The sequence below is a fragment of the Streptococcus mitis genome (genome assembly GCF_003942685.1).
Lineage (GTDB): Bacteria > Bacillota > Bacilli > Lactobacillales > Streptococcaceae > Streptococcus > Streptococcus mitis_CD.
In genome coordinates, this window is the sequence record NZ_RJNR01000001.1 from 237780 (window position 1) to 257379 (window position 19600).

Genomic DNA, 19600 nt, shown 5'->3' on the forward strand with positions numbered 1-19600 from the left:
TTAGAATAGAAAGGGAAGAAATAGTGGTTGATGTAAATCGTTTTAAAAGTATGCAAATCACCCTAGCTTCTCCAAGTAAAGTCCGTTCATGGTCTTATGGAGAAGTAAAAAAACCTGAAACAATCAATTACCGTACCTTGAAACCAGAACGTGAAGGTCTCTTTGATGAAGTTATCTTTGGACCTACAAAAGACTGGGAATGTGCTTGTGGTAAGTACAAACGCATTCGTTACAGAGGAATTGTTTGTGACCGTTGTGGGGTTGAAGTAACGCGTACGAAAGTTCGTCGTGAGCGTATGGGACATATCGAATTGAAAGCTCCTGTATCTCACATCTGGTACTTCAAGGGGATTCCAAGCCGTATGGGCTTGACCCTTGATATGAGCCCTCGTGCTCTCGAGGAAGTTATCTACTTTGCGGCTTATGTGGTGATTGATCCTAAGGATACCCCACTTGAGCACAAGTCTATCATGACAGAGCGCGAATACCGTGAGCGCTTGCGTGAGTATGGTTATGGATCATTCGTTGCCAAAATGGGTGCCGAAGCTATCCAAGACCTTTTGAAACAAGTAGATCTTGAAAAAGAAATTGCTGAACTCAAAGAAGAGTTGAAAACAGCTACTGGACAAAAGCGTGTCAAAGCCATCCGTCGTTTGGATGTTTTGGATGCCTTTTACAAATCTGGAAACAAACCTGAATGGATGATTCTCAACATCCTTCCAGTTATTCCACCAGATCTTCGTCCAATGTTGCAGTTGGATGGTGGCCGTTTTGCCTCATCTGACTTGAACGATCTTTACCGCCGTGTTATCAACCGTAACAACCGTTTGGCTCGTTTGCTTGAGTTGAATGCACCAGGTATCATCGTTCAAAATGAGAAGCGTATGCTTCAAGAAGCAGTTGACGCTTTGATTGACAATGGTCGTCGTGGTCGTCCAATCACAGGACCAGGTAGCCGTCCATTGAAATCATTGAGCCACATGCTTAAAGGTAAACAAGGACGCTTCCGTCAAAACTTGCTCGGTAAACGTGTTGACTTCTCAGGACGTTCTGTTATCGCCGTTGGTCCAACTCTTAAGATGTACCAATGTGGTGTGCCACGTGAAATGGCGATCGAGCTCTTTAAACCATTCGTGATGCGTGAAATTGTTGCCCGTGATATCGTGCAAAACGTCAAAGCTGCTAAACGCTTGGTGGAACGCGGAGATGAGCGTATCTGGGATATTCTTGAAGAAGTGATTAAAGAACACCCAGTGCTTTTGAACCGCGCACCGACCCTTCACCGTTTGGGTATCCAAGCTTTCGAGCCGGTCTTGATTGATGGTAAGGCCCTTCGCTTGCACCCACTTGTCTGTGAAGCCTACAATGCCGACTTTGACGGGGACCAAATGGCCATCCACGTACCACTTTCAGAAGAAGCCCAAGCAGAAGCTCGTATCCTCATGCTAGCTGCTGAGCACATCTTGAACCCGAAAGATGGTAAACCAGTTGTTACTCCATCTCAGGACATGGTTTTGGGTAACTACTACTTGACCATGGAAGAAGCTGGTCGTGAAGGTGAAGGAATGGTCTTCAAAGACCGTGACGAAGCAGTTATGGCTTACCGTAATGGTTATGTTCACCTTCACTCACGTGTTGGTATCGCAACAGACAGCCTCAACAAACCTTGGACAGAAGAGCAAAAACACAAGGTCTTGCTTACAACAGTTGGTAAAATCCTCTTCAACGACATCATGCCAGAGGGTCTACCATACTTGCAAGAACCAAACAATGCCAACTTGACAGAAGGCGTTCCAGCTAAATACTTCTTGCCACTTGGTGGAGATATCAAGGAAGCTATCAACAATCTTGAACTTAACCCTCCATTCAAGAAGAAAAACCTTGGAAATATCATCGCTGAAATCTTCAAACGTTTCCGTACGACAGAAACTTCTGCCCTACTTGACCGTATGAAGAACCTCGGTTACCACCACTCAACTCTTGCAGGATTGACAGTGGGTATTGCCGATATCCCAGTCGTTGATGACAAGGCTGAAATCATTGAAGAATCACACAAACGTGTAGAACAAATCACAAAACAATTCCGTCGTGGTATGATCACAGACGACGAGCGTTATAATGCTGTTACAGCTGAATGGCGTGCTGCCCGTGAAAAACTAGAGAAACGCTTGATTGCCAACCAAGATCCTAAGAACCCAATCGTTATGATGATGGACTCTGGAGCCCGTGGTAACATCTCAAACTTCTCACAACTTGCCGGAATGCGTGGTCTGATGGCAGCTCCGAACGGACGTATCATGGAATTGCCAATCCTTTCAAACTTCCGCGAAGGTTTGTCAGTACTCGAAATGTTCTTCTCAACTCACGGTGCGCGTAAAGGTATGACCGATACGGCCCTTAAGACAGCCGACTCAGGTTACTTGACTCGTCGTTTGGTTGACGTTGCCCAAGACGTTATCATCCGTGAGGACGACTGTGGAACAGACCGTGGTCTCCTTATCCGTTCTATCGCAGAAGGAAAAGAGATGATCGAGTCTCTAGAAGAACGTCTCAACGGTCGTTACACTAAGAAAACCGTTAAACATCCAGAAACTGGTGCAGTGATTATCGGTCCAAATGAGTTGATTACAGAAGACAAGGCGCGTGAAATTGTCAATGCTGGTGTGGAAGAAGTGACTATCCGCTCTGTATTTACATGTAACACTCGTCATGGTGTATGCCGTCACTGTTATGGTATCAACTTGGCGACTGGTGATGCGGTTGAAGTTGGTGAAGCAGTTGGTACAATCGCTGCCCAATCTATCGGGGAACCTGGTACACAGCTTACAATGCGTACCTTCCACACGGGTGGGGTTGCCTCAAATACCGATATCACTCAGGGTCTTCCTCGTGTCCAAGAAATCTTTGAAGCCCGCAATCCTAAAGGGGAAGCGGTTATCACAGAGGTTAAAGGACAAGTTACTGCTATCGAAGAAGATGCATCAACTCGTACTAAGAAAGTCTTTGTTAAGGGTGAAACTGGCGAAGGTGAGTACGTCGTTCCATTTACAGCTCGTATGCGTGTTGAGGTTGGAGACCAAGTAGCGCGTGGTGCTGCTTTGACAGAAGGTTCTATCCAACCAAAACGTCTCCTTGCAGTTCGTGATGTCTTGTCAGTTGAAACTTATCTTCTCGGTGAAGTGCAAAAAGTTTACCGTAGCCAAGGGGTAGAAATCGGTGACAAACACATCGAGGTAATGGTTCGTCAAATGATCCGTAAAGTTCGTGTCATGGATCCAGGTGACACAGATCTTCTCATGGGTACCCTCATGGATATCAATGACTTTACAGATGCCAACAAAGATGTTCTTATCGCAGGTGGAGTTCCAGCGACAGGTCGCCCAGTTCTTATGGGAATTACCAAAGCCTCACTTGAAACAAACAGTTTCTTGTCAGCGGCTTCCTTCCAGGAAACAACTCGTGTCCTTACTGACGCAGCTATCCGTGGTAAGAAAGACCATCTCCTTGGACTTAAAGAAAATGTTATCATCGGTAAGATCATCCCAGCAGGTACTGGTATGGCCCGTTACCGTAACCTTGAACCACAAGCTATCAACGAAGAAGAATACCTTAATCCTCCAGTAGAGGAAGAAGGAAATGAAGAAACAACAGAAGTAGTTGTGGATACTGTCGTTGAAACTGTGGAAGAAACAGTAGAATAAAAGAGAATGAGAGAGCCTTCGGGTTCTCTTTCTATTTTCTGAAAACTTTCTCCATTTTTCCATGAAATGTGGTAAAATAAAAGAAAGAAGCTGACAAAGGAGACGGGTATGGAACAAACATTTTTTATCATTAAACCAGACGGTGTAAAAAGAGGATTAGTGGGTGAGGTGTTGAAACGCATCGAACAACGTGGATTGACAATCGAAAAATTGGAGTTGCGTACAAAGGTTTCAGAAGAGTTGATTGACCAGCACTATCAGAACTTGGTTGACCAAAGTTTTTACCCACCGATTCGTGAATTCATGACTTCAGGACCAGTTCTTGTGGGCATCATTTCTGGTCCTAAAGTAATCGAAATTTGGCGGACTATGATGGGTGCGACTCGTCCAGAAGAAGCTTTACCAGGAACTATTCGAGGTGATTTTGCAAAAGCTGCTGGAGAAAATGAGGCTATCCAAAATGTTGTACATGGTTCAGATTCAGAAGAGTCAGCTAAGCGAGAAATTGCTCTTTGGTTTGAGGAAAAATAGCAAAAGTTTGATGTAAGGGTTACCTGCATCAAACTTTTTTGCATTTTAGAGTAGAAAACTGACAGTTGAGAAATATTTTAGCAATTGTGAGGATTTCTAGCCTATAATAAGAGCAAGTAAGGGAGGAAGAATGATGGAAAAAATGAAAAAGCAAATTCAAGTTTTGTTATTGTTTACGATTTTTGGTATCAGTAGCTGTTCTTGTTTAAGTTTATCGACTTGGTCCTTGGTGTTAAATCAAAACTGCTTCTATTATTTAGTTGGCATGTTGCTTCTTGCCAGTATTGGTGCAGGGCTAAACTATTATAGAGGGCAGGGAAATCAACATTATTCAGTTTTTAAAGAAGATAAGCAACAATTCTTGTATAGCCTATTGCTCTTAGTAAATATTTTGGGTTTAGCCTTAATTGTTATAGAACATATCCTTTCAGGAAATACTTCCGTAGAAGGGTTTGTGGAAGCCTTTCTACCGAGTTTCTTTTTCTTATTTGGTATTGATTTGTTAGTTTTTCTGCCGATTCAGAAGTATGTAAATGGATTGAAAAAGATTTTTGGAAAGAAGGAAATGTGTTTTATTAGTGGATTAGCTATTCTAATCTTTCTCAGAAATCCTTGGATGCTATTATCCATGACCTTTTATATTGCCTTGGGAATGCTATTTCTAGAACTGTTGGTGCCAAAAGTCATTCGTTGGGAAGTTTCATTTTACAGTCATTTGATGAGAGATATCTTGTTAGTTGTCTTTTTACTGTTCCTATTTTAAGATCATAACAAGGATTGGCTCAAGTTTTTAATTCATAATATGGAATTCAGAGATAATACCTAGACAAAGAACAAGTTTTTGGTATAATAGAAACATGTACACTAAAAACGAAGAAGAGTTACAGTCCTTAGGGGAACGTTTGGGCTATTTATTAGAAAAGAATGATGTCTTAATTCTAACTGGAGAGCTTGGAGCAGGCAAAACGACCTTTACAAAAGGTCTTGCTAAAGGATTACAGATTACTCAGATGATTAAGAGTCCAACCTACACTATCGTAAGAGAGTATGAAGGTCGTCTTCCTCTTTATCATTTAGATGTTTACCGCATTGAGGGGGATGCTGATTCTATTGATTTAGATGAGTTTCTCTTTGGTGGCGGGGTGACTGTCATCGAGTGGGGACATCTTTTAGGTGATGCCTTACCAGATACTTATTTAGAATTGGAAATTCTAAAAGAAGAAGACGGTCGCAGGCTGAATTTCCAAGCAAAGGGTTTACGTGCAGAAAAACTCTTAGAGGAGCTTCAACATGGAGTATGAGTTGCTCATTAGGGAAGCAGAAGTTGAAGATGCGGCTGAGTTAGTATCATTTTTAAATCGTGTCAGTGTAGAAACAGATTTTACCAGTCTGGACAGGGATGGCATTTTGATGACAGATACTGAGATGGAGTTGTTTTTGGATAAACAGGCTCATTCAGAAAATCAAATCACTTTACTAGCCTTGCTGAATGATGAAATTGCTGGTATTGTAAATATTACAGCTGACCAGCGCAAGAGAGTTCGGCATATTGGAGATCTCTTCATTGTGATTGGTAAGAAGTATTGGAATAATGGACTGGGGAGTTTGTTACTTGAAGAAGTTGTAGAATGGGCGCAGGCTAGTGGCATTCTTCGTCGACTTCAACTCACTGTCCAAACTCGTAATCAGGCTGCAGTTCATTTATATCAAAAGAATGGTTTTGTCATTGAAGGTAGACAAGATCGCGGTGCGTACATAGAAGAAGGGAAATTTATAGATGTTTACCTGATGGGTAGACTGATAGATTGATAGTAATATGGTTAAAAAAATTATTGGAATGGTGCTAGCTTTTCTAGCTGTGACAGTTTTGGGTGTCGGTGTTTTTGCTTATACCATTTATCAGCAAGGCACACAAACCTTATCAAAGACCTATAAAAAAATAGGGGAAGAAACCAATGTTATTGAGGCGACTGAACCCTTAACGATCCTTTTAATGGGGGTTGATACTGGAAACGTAGAACGAACTGACCCTTGGGAGGGAAATAGTGATTCCATGATTCTCTTAACGGTTAATCCGCATACGAAAAAAACAACGATGTTGAGTTTGGAACGTGATATCTTGACTAAAATTCAGCATAAAGATGGTAGTGTTGAGGAAGCTAAACTAAATGCCGCCTACGCTGGTGGTGGTGCGGAATTGGCAATCTCAACTATCCAGAAAATGATGAATATTCATATCGATCGTTACGTTATGGTGAATATGCAGGGGCTGCAACAATTGGTTGATGCAGTTGGCGGGGTGACTGTAAATAATACACTCGGTTTTCCAATTTCGATTACTGACCAGGAAGAATTTAATAAAATTTCCATTGGTGTTGGACAGCAAACTCTAAATGGTGAAGAAGCGCTTGTTTATTCTCGCATGCGCTACCAAGATCCAGAAGGGGACTACGGACGTCAGAAGCGTCAGCGTGAAGTCATTCAAAAGGTTGTTGAAAAAGTTCTTAGCTTGAATAGTGTTAGTCACTATCAGTCTATCTTAAAAGCCCTAAGTACCAATATGCAGACCAACATTGATTTATCAGCGAAAAGTATTCCACAATTACTTGGTTATCAAGATTCCTTCAAGAATATTGAAACACATCAATTGCGAGGAGAAGATGCTGAACTTCAGGGCATTTCTTACCAGATTGTGACAACTGAGCATATGTTAGAAATGCAAAATCTCTTACGTCGTTCACTAGGTAAAGAGGAAGTAACTGAAGTAGAAACCAATGCTGTGTTATACGAAGCAATTCTTGGAAGAACTGCTACACCAACGAATGCTTCAAGTGTAGAAATAGAACAAAATTAATAATGAAATCGTGGGAAATTTCCTGCGATTTTTTCAAAAAAATACGAATAGATAGGTAGGAGGAAACATGAAAGCAGAAATCATTGCTGTTGGAACAGAGATTTTGACAGGACAGATTGTTAATACCAATGCCCAGTTTTTGTCGGAAAAACTAGCAGAGATTGGGGTAGATGTATATTTTCAGACCGCTGTAGGAGACAATGAAGCTCGTCTCTTATCCCTGCTTGAGATTGCCAGTCAACGTAGCAGTCTGGTGATTTTGACAGGTGGTTTGGGGCCAACTGAGGACGATCTAACCAAACAAACCCTAGCTAAATTTTTAGGGAAAGAATTAGTCTTCGATCCTCAGGCTCAGGAGAAGTTGGATGTCTTTTTTGCCCAGCGACCAGACTATGCCCGAACACCGAATAACGAAAGACAAGCTCAAATTGTAGAGGGAGCGACTCCACTGCCCAACGAAACAGGACTGGCTGTGGGAGGTATTTTGGAAGTCAATGGAGTGACCTACGTCGTCCTTCCAGGTCCACCAAGTGAATTGAAACCGATGGTCTTAAACCAACTTCTACCCAAGTTGATGACGGGGAGTAAGCTATATTCCCGAGTTCTTCGTTTCTTTGGGATTGGCGAAAGTCAGCTGGTTACGATTTTGGCTGATTTAATTGATAATCAGACCGATCCTACCTTGGCACCTTATGCCAAGACAGGAGAAGTCACTCTGCGTCTGTCAACAAAAGCTAGCAGCCAAGAAGAGGCGAATCAAACGCTGGATATCTTGGAAAATCAAATCTTGGACCACCAGACTTTCGAAGGAATTTCTTTACGAGATCTTTGTTATGGTTATGGGGAAGAAACTAGTTTAGCTAGTATTGTGGTAGAAGAACTGAAAAAGCAAGGGAAAACCATCACGGCTGCAGAGAGTTTGACGGCAGGTCTTTTCCAAGCTACTGTAGCTGATTTTTCAGGAGCTTCAAGTATATTTAAGGGTGGTTTCGTGACCTATAGCTTGGAGGAAAAATCAAAGATGTTGGATATTCCTGTCAAGGATTTGGAAGAGCACGGTGTGGTGTCTGAATTTACAGCTCAGAAGATGGCTGAGCAGGCGCGAAGCAAGACCCAGTCAGATTTTGGCCTTAGTTTGACTGGAGTGGCAGGACCAGATAGCCTAGAAGGGCACCCAGCTGGGACAGTCTTCATAGGCTTGGCTCAAGAGCATGGAACTGAAGTCATCAAGGTTAATATTGGAGGCAGAAGTCGAGCAGATGTACGGCACATTGCGGTTATGCATGCCTTTAACCTAGTTCGCAAGGCTTTATTAAGTGACTAACTTTTGATATAATAGTAGATAGGTCTGAGGACCATTAGAATGTAGGAGAATAGAATGGCGAAAAAACCAAAAAAATTAGATGAAATTTCAAAAAAATTCGGGGCAGAACGTGAAAAAGCCTTGAATGATGCTCTTAAATTGATTGAGAAAGACTTTGGTAAAGGTTCAATCATGCGTTTGGGTGAACGTGCAGAGCAAAAAGTGCAAGTGATGAGCTCAGGTTCCTTGGCTCTTGATATTGCCCTTGGTTCAGGTGGTTATCCTAAGGGACGTATCATTGAAATCTATGGGCCAGAGTCATCTGGTAAGACAACGGTTGCCCTTCATGCAGTTGCGCAAGCGCAAAAAGAAGGTGGGATTGCAGCCTTTATCGATGCGGAGCATGCCCTTGATCCAGCTTATGCTGCGGCTCTTGGGGTCAATATTGACGAATTGCTCTTGTCACAACCAGACTCAGGAGAGCAAGGTCTTGAGATTGCAGGAAAATTGATTGACTCAGGAGCCGTGGATCTTGTCGTAGTCGACTCAGTTGCTGCCCTTGTACCTCGTGCGGAAATTGATGGAGATATCGGAGATAGCCACGTTGGTTTGCAGGCTCGTATGATGAGTCAGGCCATGCGTAAACTTGGTGCTTCTATTAATAAAACAAAAACTATTGCCATCTTTATCAACCAATTGCGTGAAAAAGTTGGGGTTATGTTTGGAAATCCAGAAACAACTCCTGGTGGACGTGCTTTGAAATTCTACGCTTCAGTGCGTTTGGATGTTCGTGGAAGCACACAAATCAAGGGAACTGGTGACCAAAAAGATACCAATGTCGGTAAAGAAACTAAGATCAAGGTCGTGAAAAATAAGGTGGCTCCACCATTTAAGGAAGCCTTCGTTGAAATCATGTACGGAGAAGGGATTTCTAAGACTGGTGAGCTCTTGAAGATCGCAAGCGATTTGGATATCATCAAAAAAGCAGGAGCTTGGTATTCTTACAAGGATGAGAAAATTGGGCAAGGTTCTGAAAATGCTAAGAAATACTTGGCAGATAACCCAGAAGTCTTTGATGAGATTGATCATCAAGTCCGTGTTCAATTTGGTTTGATTGATGGAGAAGAAGCTGCTGAAAGCAAAAAAGATGAAGCAGTTCAAGCAGACTCTGTGAATGAAGAAGTAACTCTTGACCTAGGCGATGAGCTTGAAATCGAAATTGAAGAATAAGCTGTCAAAGTAGTGGAGGAATCCACTGCTTTTTCGATTCTTTGTTCTGATTTTCCGCTCACGCATAGTTTGCTGTTTCTTGTCGCTCCTCTAGAAAGCTGATATAATAGCCTTATGAATAAAAAACGAACAGTGGACCTGATACATGGTCCTATTCTTCCCTCGCTCTTAAGCTTCGTTTTCCCAATCTTGCTATCCAATATTTTTCAACAGCTCTATAATACTGCTGATGTCTTGATTGTTGGGCGTTTTCTTGGTCAAGAATCCTTGGCTGCAGTAGGAGCGACGACAGCGATTTTTGACCTGATTGTAGGTTTTACTCTTGGTGTTGGCAATGGGATGGGGATTGTCATTGCCCGTTATTACGGGGCTCGAAATTTCACTAAAATAAAGGAAGCAGTAGCAGCCACCTGGATTTTAGGTGCACTTTTGAGTGTTGTAGTGATGCTGATGGGTTTTCTGGGACTGTATCCTCTTTTACAGTACCTAGATACTCCTGCTGAAATACTCCCTCAATCTTATCAATATATATCTATGATTGTAACCTGTGTCGGTGTTAGCTTCGCTTATAATCTCTTTGCAGGTTTGTTGCGATCTATTGGGGACAGTTTAGCTGCCCTTGGATTTTTGATTTTTTCTGCCTTGGTTAATGTGGTTCTGGATCTCTATTTTATTACGCAATTGCATCTTGGAGTTCAATCTGCGGGACTTGCGACTATTATCTCACAAGGATTATCAGCGGTTTTATGCTTTTATTATATCCGTAAGAGCGTGCCAGAACTTTTGCCTCAGTTTAAGCATTTCAAATGGGACAAGGACTTATATTCGGATCTTTTGGAGCAAGGTTTGGCTATGGGATTGATGAGTTCGATTGTATCTATCGGCAGTGTGATTTTACAGTCTTCTGTTAATACCTTTGGTGCAGTGATTATTAGTGCCCAGACGGCGGCTCGACGCATTATGGCCTTCGCCCTTCTTCCTATGACCGCTATTTCCGCTTCGATGACGACCTTTGCTTCTCAGAATTTAGGTGCTAAGCGCCCAGACCGCATTGTTCAAGGTCTTCGAATCGGCAGTCGTTTAAGTATATCCTGGGCAGTTTTTGTTTGTATCTTCCTCTTTTTTGCCAGTCCAGCATTGGTTTCCTTCTTGGCTAGTTCGACAGATGATTACTTGATAGAAAATGGAAGTCTCTATCTGCAAATCAGTTCAGCCTTTTATCCTATTTTGAGTCTCTTATTGATTTATCGCAATTGTTTGCAGGGTTTGGGGCAAAAGATCCTTCCTCTAGTTTCTAGCTTTATAGAACTAATCGGGAAAATCGCTTTTGTGGTTTTGATTATTCCTTGGGCAGGCTATAAGGGAGTTATCCTTTGCGAACCCTTTATCTGGGTTGCCATGACCATTCAGCTGTACTTCTCACTGTTCCGTCACCCCTTGATAAAAGAAGGCAAGGCGATATTGGTAACCAAAGTGCAATCCTAGTTGGATTTACTGAATAAAATCCATTTCCTCTAGTGAAAATCGAAAAAACTTGTGTTATAATAAGAAAGATTAAAATGTGAAAAAAGGAGATTCCTAATGGGACGTAAATGGGCCAATATCGTAGCCAAGAAAACGGCTAAAGATGGAGCTAACTCTAAAGTATATGCAAAATTTGGTGTAGAAATCTATGTAGCAGCTAAAAAAGGTGATCCAGATCCAGAATCAAACTCAGCCTTGAAATTCGTTATCGACCGTGCTAAACAAGCGCAAGTGCCAAAACACGTTATTGATAAAGCGATTGATAAAGCAAAAGGGAACACAGATGAAACCTTTACAGAAGGACGTTACGAAGGTTTTGGACCAAATGGTTCTATGCTGATTGTTGATACTTTGACTTCAAATGTCAACCGTACAGCGGCTAATGTCCGTGCAGCCTTTGGTAAAAACGGCGGAAACATGGGTGCTTCAGGTTCGGTTTCATACCTCTTCGATAACAAGGGTGTTATTGTATTTGCAGGTGAAGATGCGGATGCAGTCTTTGAGCAATTGCTAGAAGCAGATGTGGATGTGGATGATGTAGAAGCAGAAGAAGGTACAATCACAGTTTACACAGCTCCAACTGACCTTCACAAGGCTATCGTTGCCCTTCGTGAGTCAGGTGTCGAAGAATTCCAAGTTACTGAATTGGAAATGATTCCTCAGTCAGAAGTGGAATTGTCAGGGGATGACCTTGAAACTTTTGAAAAACTTTACAGCGTTCTTGAAGACGACGAAGACGTACAAAAGATCTACACAAACGTAGATGGATTCTAATAGAAAAACGAACAGTTTTAATAGCTGTTCGTTTTTTTGATATTTGAACTTAGACTCAGGTTTCAGAATCGTTTTGTTGCTTGCTTTTTTCTAGACCTAGACCGACTGCATGTTTTTGGACGAGCAAGAGCTGTCCATTGTCATCTTTTGCAAAAGTTAAGGTAACAGTCTTAGTCTTGTCTCCAATAGAGATATAGGTGATTTTTTTCGTATTGTAATCCCCAAGAGTGAAGTCAAAATCGGAATCTGGCTTTCCGTGTTTGTTGATAATATCCTCGTAGGTGGTACCACCTTTTCCTTTGTTGTCAGGGTCACCTTCGATTAAGGCATCGAACTGTTCTTGTGTCCATGCGAAGGTATCGTCTGTCAAGCCGCTTTTTTCTTCGCGTTCCATTGAGGCACTCGTATCCATGTAGGAACGGTTAAACTCCTTGGCATACTCTTTGTAGACATCAGCGTATAGTGCCTGAGTCGTAAAGAAAAGTACAACAGAGGCAACTGCCAGGGATGTTCCGATAATAGCCATTGTTTTCCGTTTTTTGAGGTTGACGATAAGGCCAATAATCCCCAAGATAAATGCGACGATGGCGATGAACAACGATAGATAGTTAATAAACGGGATCCAGGATCCTAAAAGTGCGATGGCTCCAAAAATGGTTGCTAAGATTCCTAAAACTCTTTCTTCTTCTGGTTTCATTTGAAAGTTTTCTCCCTTCATTGAGTGAATGGATTTCTATCCACAGTAGTTAGCGCTTATTATATAAAAGATATTGCCTAATGTCAATTTAAACTAAGATAGTTCTCATGAAAACTTTTTTCTTGACATCTTTTCTGAAAATGGTAAAATAGTTCTCATGAAAACTTATTTAGTTCCTAGGAGAACTAAATACAAGGGTTAGAAAGGAGCAATTATGGATAAACCGATGTTGGTCTTTAAGCGTTTTAGTCATCAGATTCATCTGATGGTACAAAGGGAAGCAAAACGTTGTGGTATTGAATTTATGGGTGGACCGCAAGGTCAGGTTGTACGTTTTTTGGATATCCGTGAGGAAAACCAAGACTTGGTCTTGATTAAAGATATTGAGAAGGAACTCAATATTAGCAAGTCTGTTGCTAGTAACTTGGTCAAGCGTATGGTGCAAAATGGTCTGGTAGAATTGGAGGCGAGTTCTAGCGATAAGCGGGCTAAGTTTGTTCGTCTGACGGAAAAATCGCGTTCTCAAATGCAAGAATTTAAGGCCTTTTTTAAACGCATAGACAAGCAGTTGTTGGCAGACGTAGATGAAGGCGAATTACTGATTTTTGAGAAAGTCCTCAATCAATTACAGGAAAATATCAAGAGAATAGGAGGAGATAATGAAGAAATTAGCAAAACGAATTAGTAGAAAAGAATGGGGGATGATTTTACTAGCCATTCTCTTTACCTGCTTTTCGGTTTATCTAGAGTTGGAAGTGCCGACCTATATCTCTAAAATCACGGATTTACTGGGAACTCAGGCTACCAATTTGGATGAGTTATGGCAACCAGCAGGTATGATGGTGGGCATGTCCTTTCTAGCCTTCTTATCCGCAGTCGCAGTTGGATTTTTTGCATCCAGAGTGGCTGCTTCTTACACTAGTAGGCTGAGAAGTGATATTTTTAACCGAGTTTTAGACTACTCACAGACAGAGATTAAGAAATTCTCTATTCCCAGTCTCCTAACTCGTACCACTAATGATATTACTCAAGTTCAGATGCTGATCACCATGGGCTTGCAAGTGGTTACGCGTGGTCCAATTATGGCTATCTGGGCTATCGGGAAGATTTTAGGTCATTCAGAATACTGGCTCTGGGCTGTACTTGTGGCAGTGATTGTCAACGTTTTGATGACGACCGTTTTGATGACACTAGCCTTTCCAAAACAGTCCTTGATTCAAAGTCTGACTGATAAACTGAACAGTATCACTCGCGAGAGTTTAACAGGTATTCGCGTTGTTCGTGCCTACAATGCTGAAAAGTACCAAGATGAAAAATTTGCAGCAGCAAATGATGAACTGACACGCTTGAATTTGTTTGTCAATCGTCTCATGGCCATTTTGAATCCCATCATGATGGGGATTTCAAGTGGTTTGAGTGTGGCGATTTACTGGATTGGTGCCTATGTGATTAACGATGCTGCTCCGACAGCGCGTCTGCCTCTCTTTAGTGACATGGTTGTTTTCATGTCTTATGCCATGCAGGTTGTTATGGGCTTCCTTCTCATGGGGGCGCTCTTTATCGTTCTTCCCCGAACTATGGTCTCTGCCAAGCGGATTAATCAGGTTCTAGATTTGCATTCTTCTATCCAAAACCCTGCTCAAGTGCAGCTGGCTGATGAAAATCTCAAAGGTCAGGTCGAATATAAGGATGTGACCTTCCGCTATGCGGCAAATTCGGAGGCGGTTATCGAGCATGTTAGCTTTAGAGCAGAAGCTGGTCAAACAGTGGCCTTTATTGGGTCGACAGGTTCTGGTAAATCAACTCTGGTCAATCTGATTCCACGATTCTACGATGTGTCAGAAGGAGAAATTCTGGTGGACGGTGTCAATGTTCAAGGCTGTGCCTTAGAAGATTTGCGCAACAAGGTTGGTTATATTCCTCAGAAAGCGGTTCTCTTTTCAGGGGATGTCAAGGGTAATTTAGACTTTGGACAGAGTCAAGAAACACCGCTTAATGAACAAGCTATGTGGCAAGCCTTGGAATTGGCCCAGTCTAAGAACTTTATCGAAGACAAGGAAGCGGGCTTAGAGTCAGAAGTGGCCCAAGGAGGAACCAACTTCTCAGGTGGACAAAGACAGCGTCTGGCCATTGCGCGTGCCTTGGCTCGGAAACCAGAAATCCTCATCTTTGATGACTCCTTCTCAGCCTTGGATTACAAGACAGACCGTGTCCTACGCCAAGAGCTAGCAGAGAAAACAAAGTCTATGACCAAGCTCATCGTAGCACAGCGTATTTCAACGATTATGGATGCAGATTTGATTTTGGTCTTGGATCAAGGAAAAGTAGTGGGACAAGGCACCCACAAGGAACTTCTAGCTAATAACGAAGTTTACCAAGAAATTGCCTATTCACAACTATCGAAGGAGGAATTGGAACATGGAAAATAAGAAAATGTCTCTTTGGAAACAGAGTAAACCCTATCTTGCAGGTCTCCAGTTTGCCCTTCTTATAGCCTTTCTAGCAACAATCTTATCCAATATCATTACTGTTTATGGTCCAACCCGCATCAAGGAAATGACTAATATTATTGCCAGTGGTTTGGAAACAAGTGTGGATGTCGCGGCGGTTGCAGCTATTGGTAGTTTTTTGGCCGTCATCTATGTGATTGGGCTTCTATCAAATTATTTGCAAGCCTTTCTGTTTACAACAGCCATACAACGTTTTTCAGAGCGTTTGAGAACAGCGATTGCAGAGAAAATTAATCGTCTTCCATTGGGGTATTTTGATGGACATTCTCAAGGAGATACCTTGTCTCGTGTAACCAATGACGTTGACACTGCAGCCCAGTCCCTCAATCAAAGTCTGGGAACAGTTCTTTCATCCACTTTACTGGTCGTGGCCGTCTTGGTAACCATGTTTGGGATGAACTGGATTTTAGCCTTGGTGACGGTTGTTTCAACTCTAATCGGTTTTGCTTTCGTGTCCGTTTTTATGGGCAAATCGCAGGGATTCTTTAAGAGTCAGCAACAGGATTTGGCGGCTGTCAATGGCTATGTGGAGGAAATGTACTCTGGCCATAATGTGGTGACCAGTTATAATGCTATCGAGAGCACGAAAGAAGAGTTTGCGAAATTAAACAATCGTCTGTATGATAGTATCTGGAAATCTCAATTTATTTCAGGGATTATGATGCCGATTATGATGTTTATTGGTAACTTTAGCTATGCCTTGGTGATTATCGTTGGTGCAGCCTTGACCTTGAATGGGCAGATTAGCATCGGGATTATCGTTGCCTTTATGGCCTACGTTCGTATCTTTTCTCAGCCTCTTTCACAAATCGCCCAAGGGATTACTAGTCTGCAACAGGCTAGCGCAGCCATGGGGCGTGTCTTCGAATTCTTAGGTGAAGAGGAAATGGAAGATGAATCCCATAAAGAAAGACAATTGAGCGATATGAAAGGTCAAGTAGTCTTTGAACGAGTCTCCTTTGGTTACACACCAGAGCGAACTATTATCCATGACTTTTCTGCGACGGCTCATGCAGGTCAAAAGGTTGCCATTGTCGGACCGACCGGAGCTGGGAAGACAACCATTGTCAATCTTTTGATGAAGTTTTATGAGATTGATAAAGGAAGTATCCGCATCGATGGCGTGGATACCAAGGAAATGAAGCGTTCGGAAGTACATGATGCCTTTTCAATGGTCTTGCAGGACACTTGGCTCTTTGAAGGGACCATTCGCGACAATCTCATCTATAACCAAACAGGTATTAGTGATGAGCGTGTGATTGAAGCCAGCAAGGCTGTGGGGATTCACCACTTTATCATGACCCTACCAGATGGTTACGATACCGTCTTGGATGATACAGTGACCTTGTCTGTCGGGCAAAAACAACTCTTGACCATTGCTCGTGCTTTGCTGAAAGATGCGCCGCTCTTGATTTTAGATGAGGCGACCTCTTCGGTTGATACTCGGACGGAAGAATTAATCCAGAAAGCCATGGATCGTTTGATGGAAGGCAGAACTTCCTTTGTCATCGCCCACCGCTTGTCTACTATCCGAAATGCTGACTTGATTCTTGTCATGAAAGATGGAAATATCATCGAGCAAGGAAATCATGATGAGCTAATGGCGCAAGCTGGCTTCTATGCTGATTTGTATAACAGTCAATTTACAGAAGACCAAGCAGAAGAATAAACCAAAAGAAGGCTTGACGGCCTTCTTTTTCTGCACTATACTAGAAGACAAGTGCTTCCCTGCAAGCAATACTCTTCGAAAATCTCTTTAAACCGCGGCAGCTTCGCCTTGCTGTAGGTATATGTTATTGACTCCGTCAGTCTTATTTACAATCTCAAAGCAGTGCTTTGAGCAGTCTGCAGCTAGCTTCCTAGTTTGCTCTCTGATTTTCATTGAGTATAAAATTTGAGTAAGTAATGAGAAAATATATGAAAAATTATCAAGAATGGTATGCCCACATTGCTGCTAACATTAAAAATAAGCCCTTTCTTCTGAGCTTGTTAAGAACTTTTAATCGCTTCATGACAGTAGTTGTGCCTATAGTCTATCTGACCTTGTTAACTACTATCTATTTCCGAGAAGGATTTGGGAAACAAGTCTTGATGTATGTGTTTATCCCTGCATCAGGTTTTGTGATTTTGTCCTTTCTTCGTAAGAAAATCAATGCCCCTAGGCCTTATGAAGTTTGGGAAATTGTCCCGCTACTAGACAGAGATAGTCCTGGTCAGTCTATGCCCAGTCGTCATGTCTTTTCAGCAACCATTATATCCATGGCTTGCTTTCATGCTAGTTTATCTGTAGGGGTTATCTTGTTGGTTTTGTCAGCCTTTCTCGGTCTAGTGAGAGTATTAGGGGGAGTGCATTATCCCAAGGATGTAGTGGTTGGCTATATGTGTGCTCTTGTGTGGGGTGTGATTTTCTTTCTATGTTGACCTGTAACTTAAGGTGGTCCTAGAACCACTTACGGGTCTAAAGTAACCACTTGCTTTTTTGCTCTTGTTTTCTTATTTTAGCTTTGATATAGTAGAGTCAGAAAGGAGATGGAATGAAGTTACGAATCGAAATTGACAGCAATATAGAGGAAACTGAAATTATCATCAAGGCAACGGCTTTGACAGATGAGATTGCGGATTTACAGCGCCTCTTGCAAGAGTCCAAGTCTCCTCGGTTGATTTTTTACAAGGGAACAGGTGAATATTATCTGGACTTATCGGAAATTCTCTTCTTTGAGACGGAAGGTAGCAAGATTTACGCCCATACCCAGAAAGATGCCTACGAGGTTCGACTTAAACTCTATGAGTTAGAGTCTATCCTTCCTCGCTATTTTAGTCGAGTATCCAAGTCAACTATCGCAAATATCCGTCAGGTTTATTCGGTGGACAAGTCCTTTTCAGGAACAGGCACCATTTCCTTTTACCAGACCCACAAGGAGGTTCATGTCTCACGACATTACCAATCCCTCCTAAAAGAAAATCTAAGAAACATGAGGTAAGAACATGAAAAAGAAAGCATTTGGTATTGTGTTGCTGGTTTTAGCAGCATGGATTTTGTTACAAGGAAATTTTGGTATTCCTTCTTTGGATGGTAAAATATGGCCTTTACTTGGTATCGTCTTTTTTGCCTACCAGTCAGTTGAATCTTTGCTTCGTCGTCACCTGACATCAGCAGTTTTTACAGCTCTAGTAGCAGTAATGATTGCAAATCATTTTTATAACATTTTACCTATCCCAAATCAGTCTCTATTTTGGGCTAGTATCTTAGCAGTGCTAGGTGTTGGCTATCTCACTCACTCAAGTAAGTTTTGGAACGGGAAAAAATGGTGGTATGACGGTGAAAAGACCATTCTGACAGACAAGGAAGTCGCTTTTGGAAGTGGGACTTTCTATAAACAAGATCAAGATCTTGTAGAAGACCAAGTAGAAGTTGCTTTTGGAAATGCAAAAATCTACTATGACAATGCAGATATGTTAGGTGATTTTGCAACTTTAAATATCGAAGTTGCTTTCGGAAATGCAACCGTCTATGTTCCACAACACTGGCGTGTAGATTTGAAAGTAGAAACATCCTTTGGTGCAGCCAAGGCAGATGCTCCTGTAGCGCCAACAAGCAAAACCTTGATTATTCGCGGGGAAGTGGCTTTTGGTAAACTTGGTGTTGTCTACGTCAAATAAAAAAATCTTCCAATCCCCTTGCCAAAACAGAGAAAGTGTGATAACATAGTACAGTATGTGGTGCTAGCACATCCGCTATATTAGATCTAATAGGAGGAAAACACAAATGGCTAAAGTATGTTACTTTACAGGTCGTAAGACTGTATCAGGAAACAACCGTTCACACGCGATGAACCAAACAAAACGTGCCGTAAAACCAAACCTTCAAAAAGTTACTGTTCTTATCGATGGTAAACCTAAAAAAGTTTGGGCTTCAGCTCGTGCTTTGAAATCAGGTAAAGTTGAACGCGTTTAATAATAAAAGTAAGGAGACCTTAGGGTCTTTTTTCTTTTACTGTAGATATAAAATCATTTGAAAAATAGAGTAAATATCCGCTGATACAGTATTCTGCTTTTACACTTGGGCTGAAATATGATAAAATAGAGTATCAACTAGTTGAGGTAAAAAGGATGACTGTAAAAATTAATACAAAAGATGGTCAAATCGAACTAACAGATGAAGTGATTGCAACCGTCGTAGGTGGAGCAGCAACTGAGATTTTTGGTGTGGTCGGTATGGCTAGTAAAAATGCCCTCAAAGATAATTTCCAAGCCCTTCTAGGTAAGGAAAATTACTCTAAAGGTGTGGTCGTAAAGGCAGCCGAAGATGGCAGCATTGCAGTTGATGTATATACCGTGTTGAGCTACGGAACAAAGATTAGCGAAGTGTCAAAAAACATTCAAGAGCGTGTTCGTTTTAGTTTGGAAAACCAACTTGGAATTACTGCTCAGACTGTAAATGTCTACATTCAAAATATCAAAGTTGTAGGAGAATAA

Annotated in this window: 19 protein-coding genes; 18 read left to right on the top strand and 1 reads right to left on the bottom strand. The window is 41.8% G+C overall.

Annotated features, from left to right (window positions below; genetic code table 11):
* The first annotated feature begins 23 nt into the window (after positions 1 to 23).
* The 10 genes from rpoC to D8855_RS01240 all read left to right on the top strand — a co-directional run bounded on the left by rpoC (position 24) and on the right by D8855_RS01240 (position 11917).
* Positions 24 to 3701, top strand: a complete 3678-nt coding sequence (rpoC, locus tag D8855_RS01195) for a DNA-directed RNA polymerase subunit beta' (protein WP_169435146.1) — start codon at positions 24 to 26, stop codon at positions 3699 to 3701.
* A gap of 108 nt (positions 3702 to 3809) precedes the next feature.
* The gene (gene ndk / locus D8855_RS01200; RefSeq protein WP_125415566.1) at positions 3810 to 4232 is read left to right on the top strand and encodes a nucleoside-diphosphate kinase; all 423 of its coding nucleotides are present in this window, start codon (positions 3810 to 3812) and stop codon (positions 4230 to 4232) included.
* A gap of 130 nt (positions 4233 to 4362) precedes the next feature.
* Positions 4363 to 4995: a competence protein gene (locus tag D8855_RS01205; RefSeq protein ID WP_260467314.1), complete on the top strand. Its 633-nt coding sequence runs from the start codon at positions 4363 to 4365 to the stop codon at positions 4993 to 4995.
* Between the two features lie 94 nt (positions 4996 to 5089).
* On the top strand, positions 5090 to 5533 hold the full coding sequence (gene tsaE, locus D8855_RS01210; RefSeq protein ID WP_049487427.1) for a tRNA (adenosine(37)-N6)-threonylcarbamoyltransferase complex ATPase subunit type 1 TsaE: 444 nt from the start codon (positions 5090 to 5092) through the stop codon (positions 5531 to 5533).
* Positions 5523 to 6041 (top strand): GNAT family N-acetyltransferase, encoded by a 519-nt coding sequence (locus tag D8855_RS01215; protein ID WP_042751725.1) that lies wholly within the window; start codon positions 5523 to 5525, stop codon positions 6039 to 6041. Before tsaE ends, D8855_RS01215 begins: the two co-directional genes overlap by 11 nt.
* Positions 6042 to 6048: 7 nt before the next feature.
* On the top strand, positions 6049 to 7086 hold the full coding sequence (gene lytR / locus D8855_RS01220) for a glycopolymer--peptidoglycan transferase LytR (protein WP_049487428.1): 1038 nt from the start codon (positions 6049 to 6051) through the stop codon (positions 7084 to 7086).
* Between the two features lie 67 nt (positions 7087 to 7153).
* A complete protein-coding gene (locus D8855_RS01225) occupies positions 7154 to 8410 on the top strand; it encodes a competence/damage-inducible protein A (RefSeq protein ID WP_125415568.1) in 1257 nt (418 codons plus the stop codon).
* A gap of 54 nt (positions 8411 to 8464) precedes the next feature.
* A complete protein-coding gene (gene recA / locus D8855_RS01230; RefSeq protein ID WP_125410871.1) occupies positions 8465 to 9619 on the top strand; it encodes a recombinase RecA in 1155 nt (384 codons plus the stop codon).
* A gap of 114 nt (positions 9620 to 9733) precedes the next feature.
* Positions 9734 to 11104: an MATE family efflux transporter gene (locus D8855_RS01235; RefSeq protein WP_125415569.1), complete on the top strand. Its 1371-nt coding sequence runs from the start codon at positions 9734 to 9736 to the stop codon at positions 11102 to 11104.
* A gap of 96 nt (positions 11105 to 11200) precedes the next feature.
* Positions 11201 to 11917, top strand: coding sequence for a YebC/PmpR family DNA-binding transcriptional regulator (locus D8855_RS01240; RefSeq protein WP_000532879.1), 717 nt, complete (start codon positions 11201 to 11203; stop codon positions 11915 to 11917).
* Positions 11918 to 11972: 55 nt separating this feature from the next.
* Here the strand turns inward: D8855_RS01240 and D8855_RS01245 are convergent, their stop codons facing one another.
* The gene (locus tag D8855_RS01245) at positions 11973 to 12614 is read right to left on the bottom strand and encodes a DUF308 domain-containing protein (protein ID WP_080977851.1); all 642 of its coding nucleotides are present in this window, start codon (positions 12612 to 12614) and stop codon (positions 11973 to 11975) included.
* Positions 12615 to 12828: 214 nt separating this feature from the next.
* Between D8855_RS01245 and D8855_RS01250 the strand changes: the two genes are divergently transcribed.
* From D8855_RS01250 to D8855_RS01285, 8 genes are all read left to right on the top strand, one after another.
* Positions 12829 to 13299, top strand: a complete 471-nt coding sequence (locus D8855_RS01250; protein ID WP_049510943.1) for a MarR family winged helix-turn-helix transcriptional regulator — start codon at positions 12829 to 12831, stop codon at positions 13297 to 13299.
* Entirely contained in the window at positions 13274 to 15043 is a 1770-nt protein-coding gene (locus D8855_RS01255) for an ABC transporter ATP-binding protein (RefSeq protein ID WP_125415570.1), read from the top strand. The genes D8855_RS01250 and D8855_RS01255 overlap by 26 nt, the downstream gene beginning before the upstream one ends.
* Complete coding sequence (locus D8855_RS01260; protein ID WP_125415571.1) at positions 15033 to 16793, top strand: ABC transporter ATP-binding protein; 1761 nt, start codon at positions 15033 to 15035, stop codon at positions 16791 to 16793. Before D8855_RS01255 ends, D8855_RS01260 begins: the two co-directional genes overlap by 11 nt.
* A gap of 248 nt (positions 16794 to 17041) precedes the next feature.
* A complete protein-coding gene (locus tag D8855_RS01265; protein WP_185757547.1) occupies positions 17042 to 17545 on the top strand; it encodes a phosphatase PAP2 family protein in 504 nt (167 codons plus the stop codon).
* Positions 17546 to 17658: 113 nt separating this feature from the next.
* Positions 17659 to 18105, top strand: a complete 447-nt coding sequence (locus D8855_RS01270; protein WP_125415573.1) for a LytTR family DNA-binding domain-containing protein — start codon at positions 17659 to 17661, stop codon at positions 18103 to 18105.
* 4 nt (positions 18106 to 18109) lie between these two features.
* A complete protein-coding gene (locus tag D8855_RS01275; RefSeq protein ID WP_125415574.1) occupies positions 18110 to 18784 on the top strand; it encodes a LiaF transmembrane domain-containing protein in 675 nt (224 codons plus the stop codon).
* Positions 18785 to 18890: 106 nt separating this feature from the next.
* Entirely contained in the window at positions 18891 to 19079 is a 189-nt protein-coding gene (rpmB, locus tag D8855_RS01280) for a 50S ribosomal protein L28 (protein ID WP_001140948.1), read from the top strand.
* Between the two features lie 155 nt (positions 19080 to 19234).
* Positions 19235 to 19600 (top strand): Asp23/Gls24 family envelope stress response protein, encoded by a 366-nt coding sequence (locus D8855_RS01285; protein ID WP_000216437.1) that lies wholly within the window; start codon positions 19235 to 19237, stop codon positions 19598 to 19600.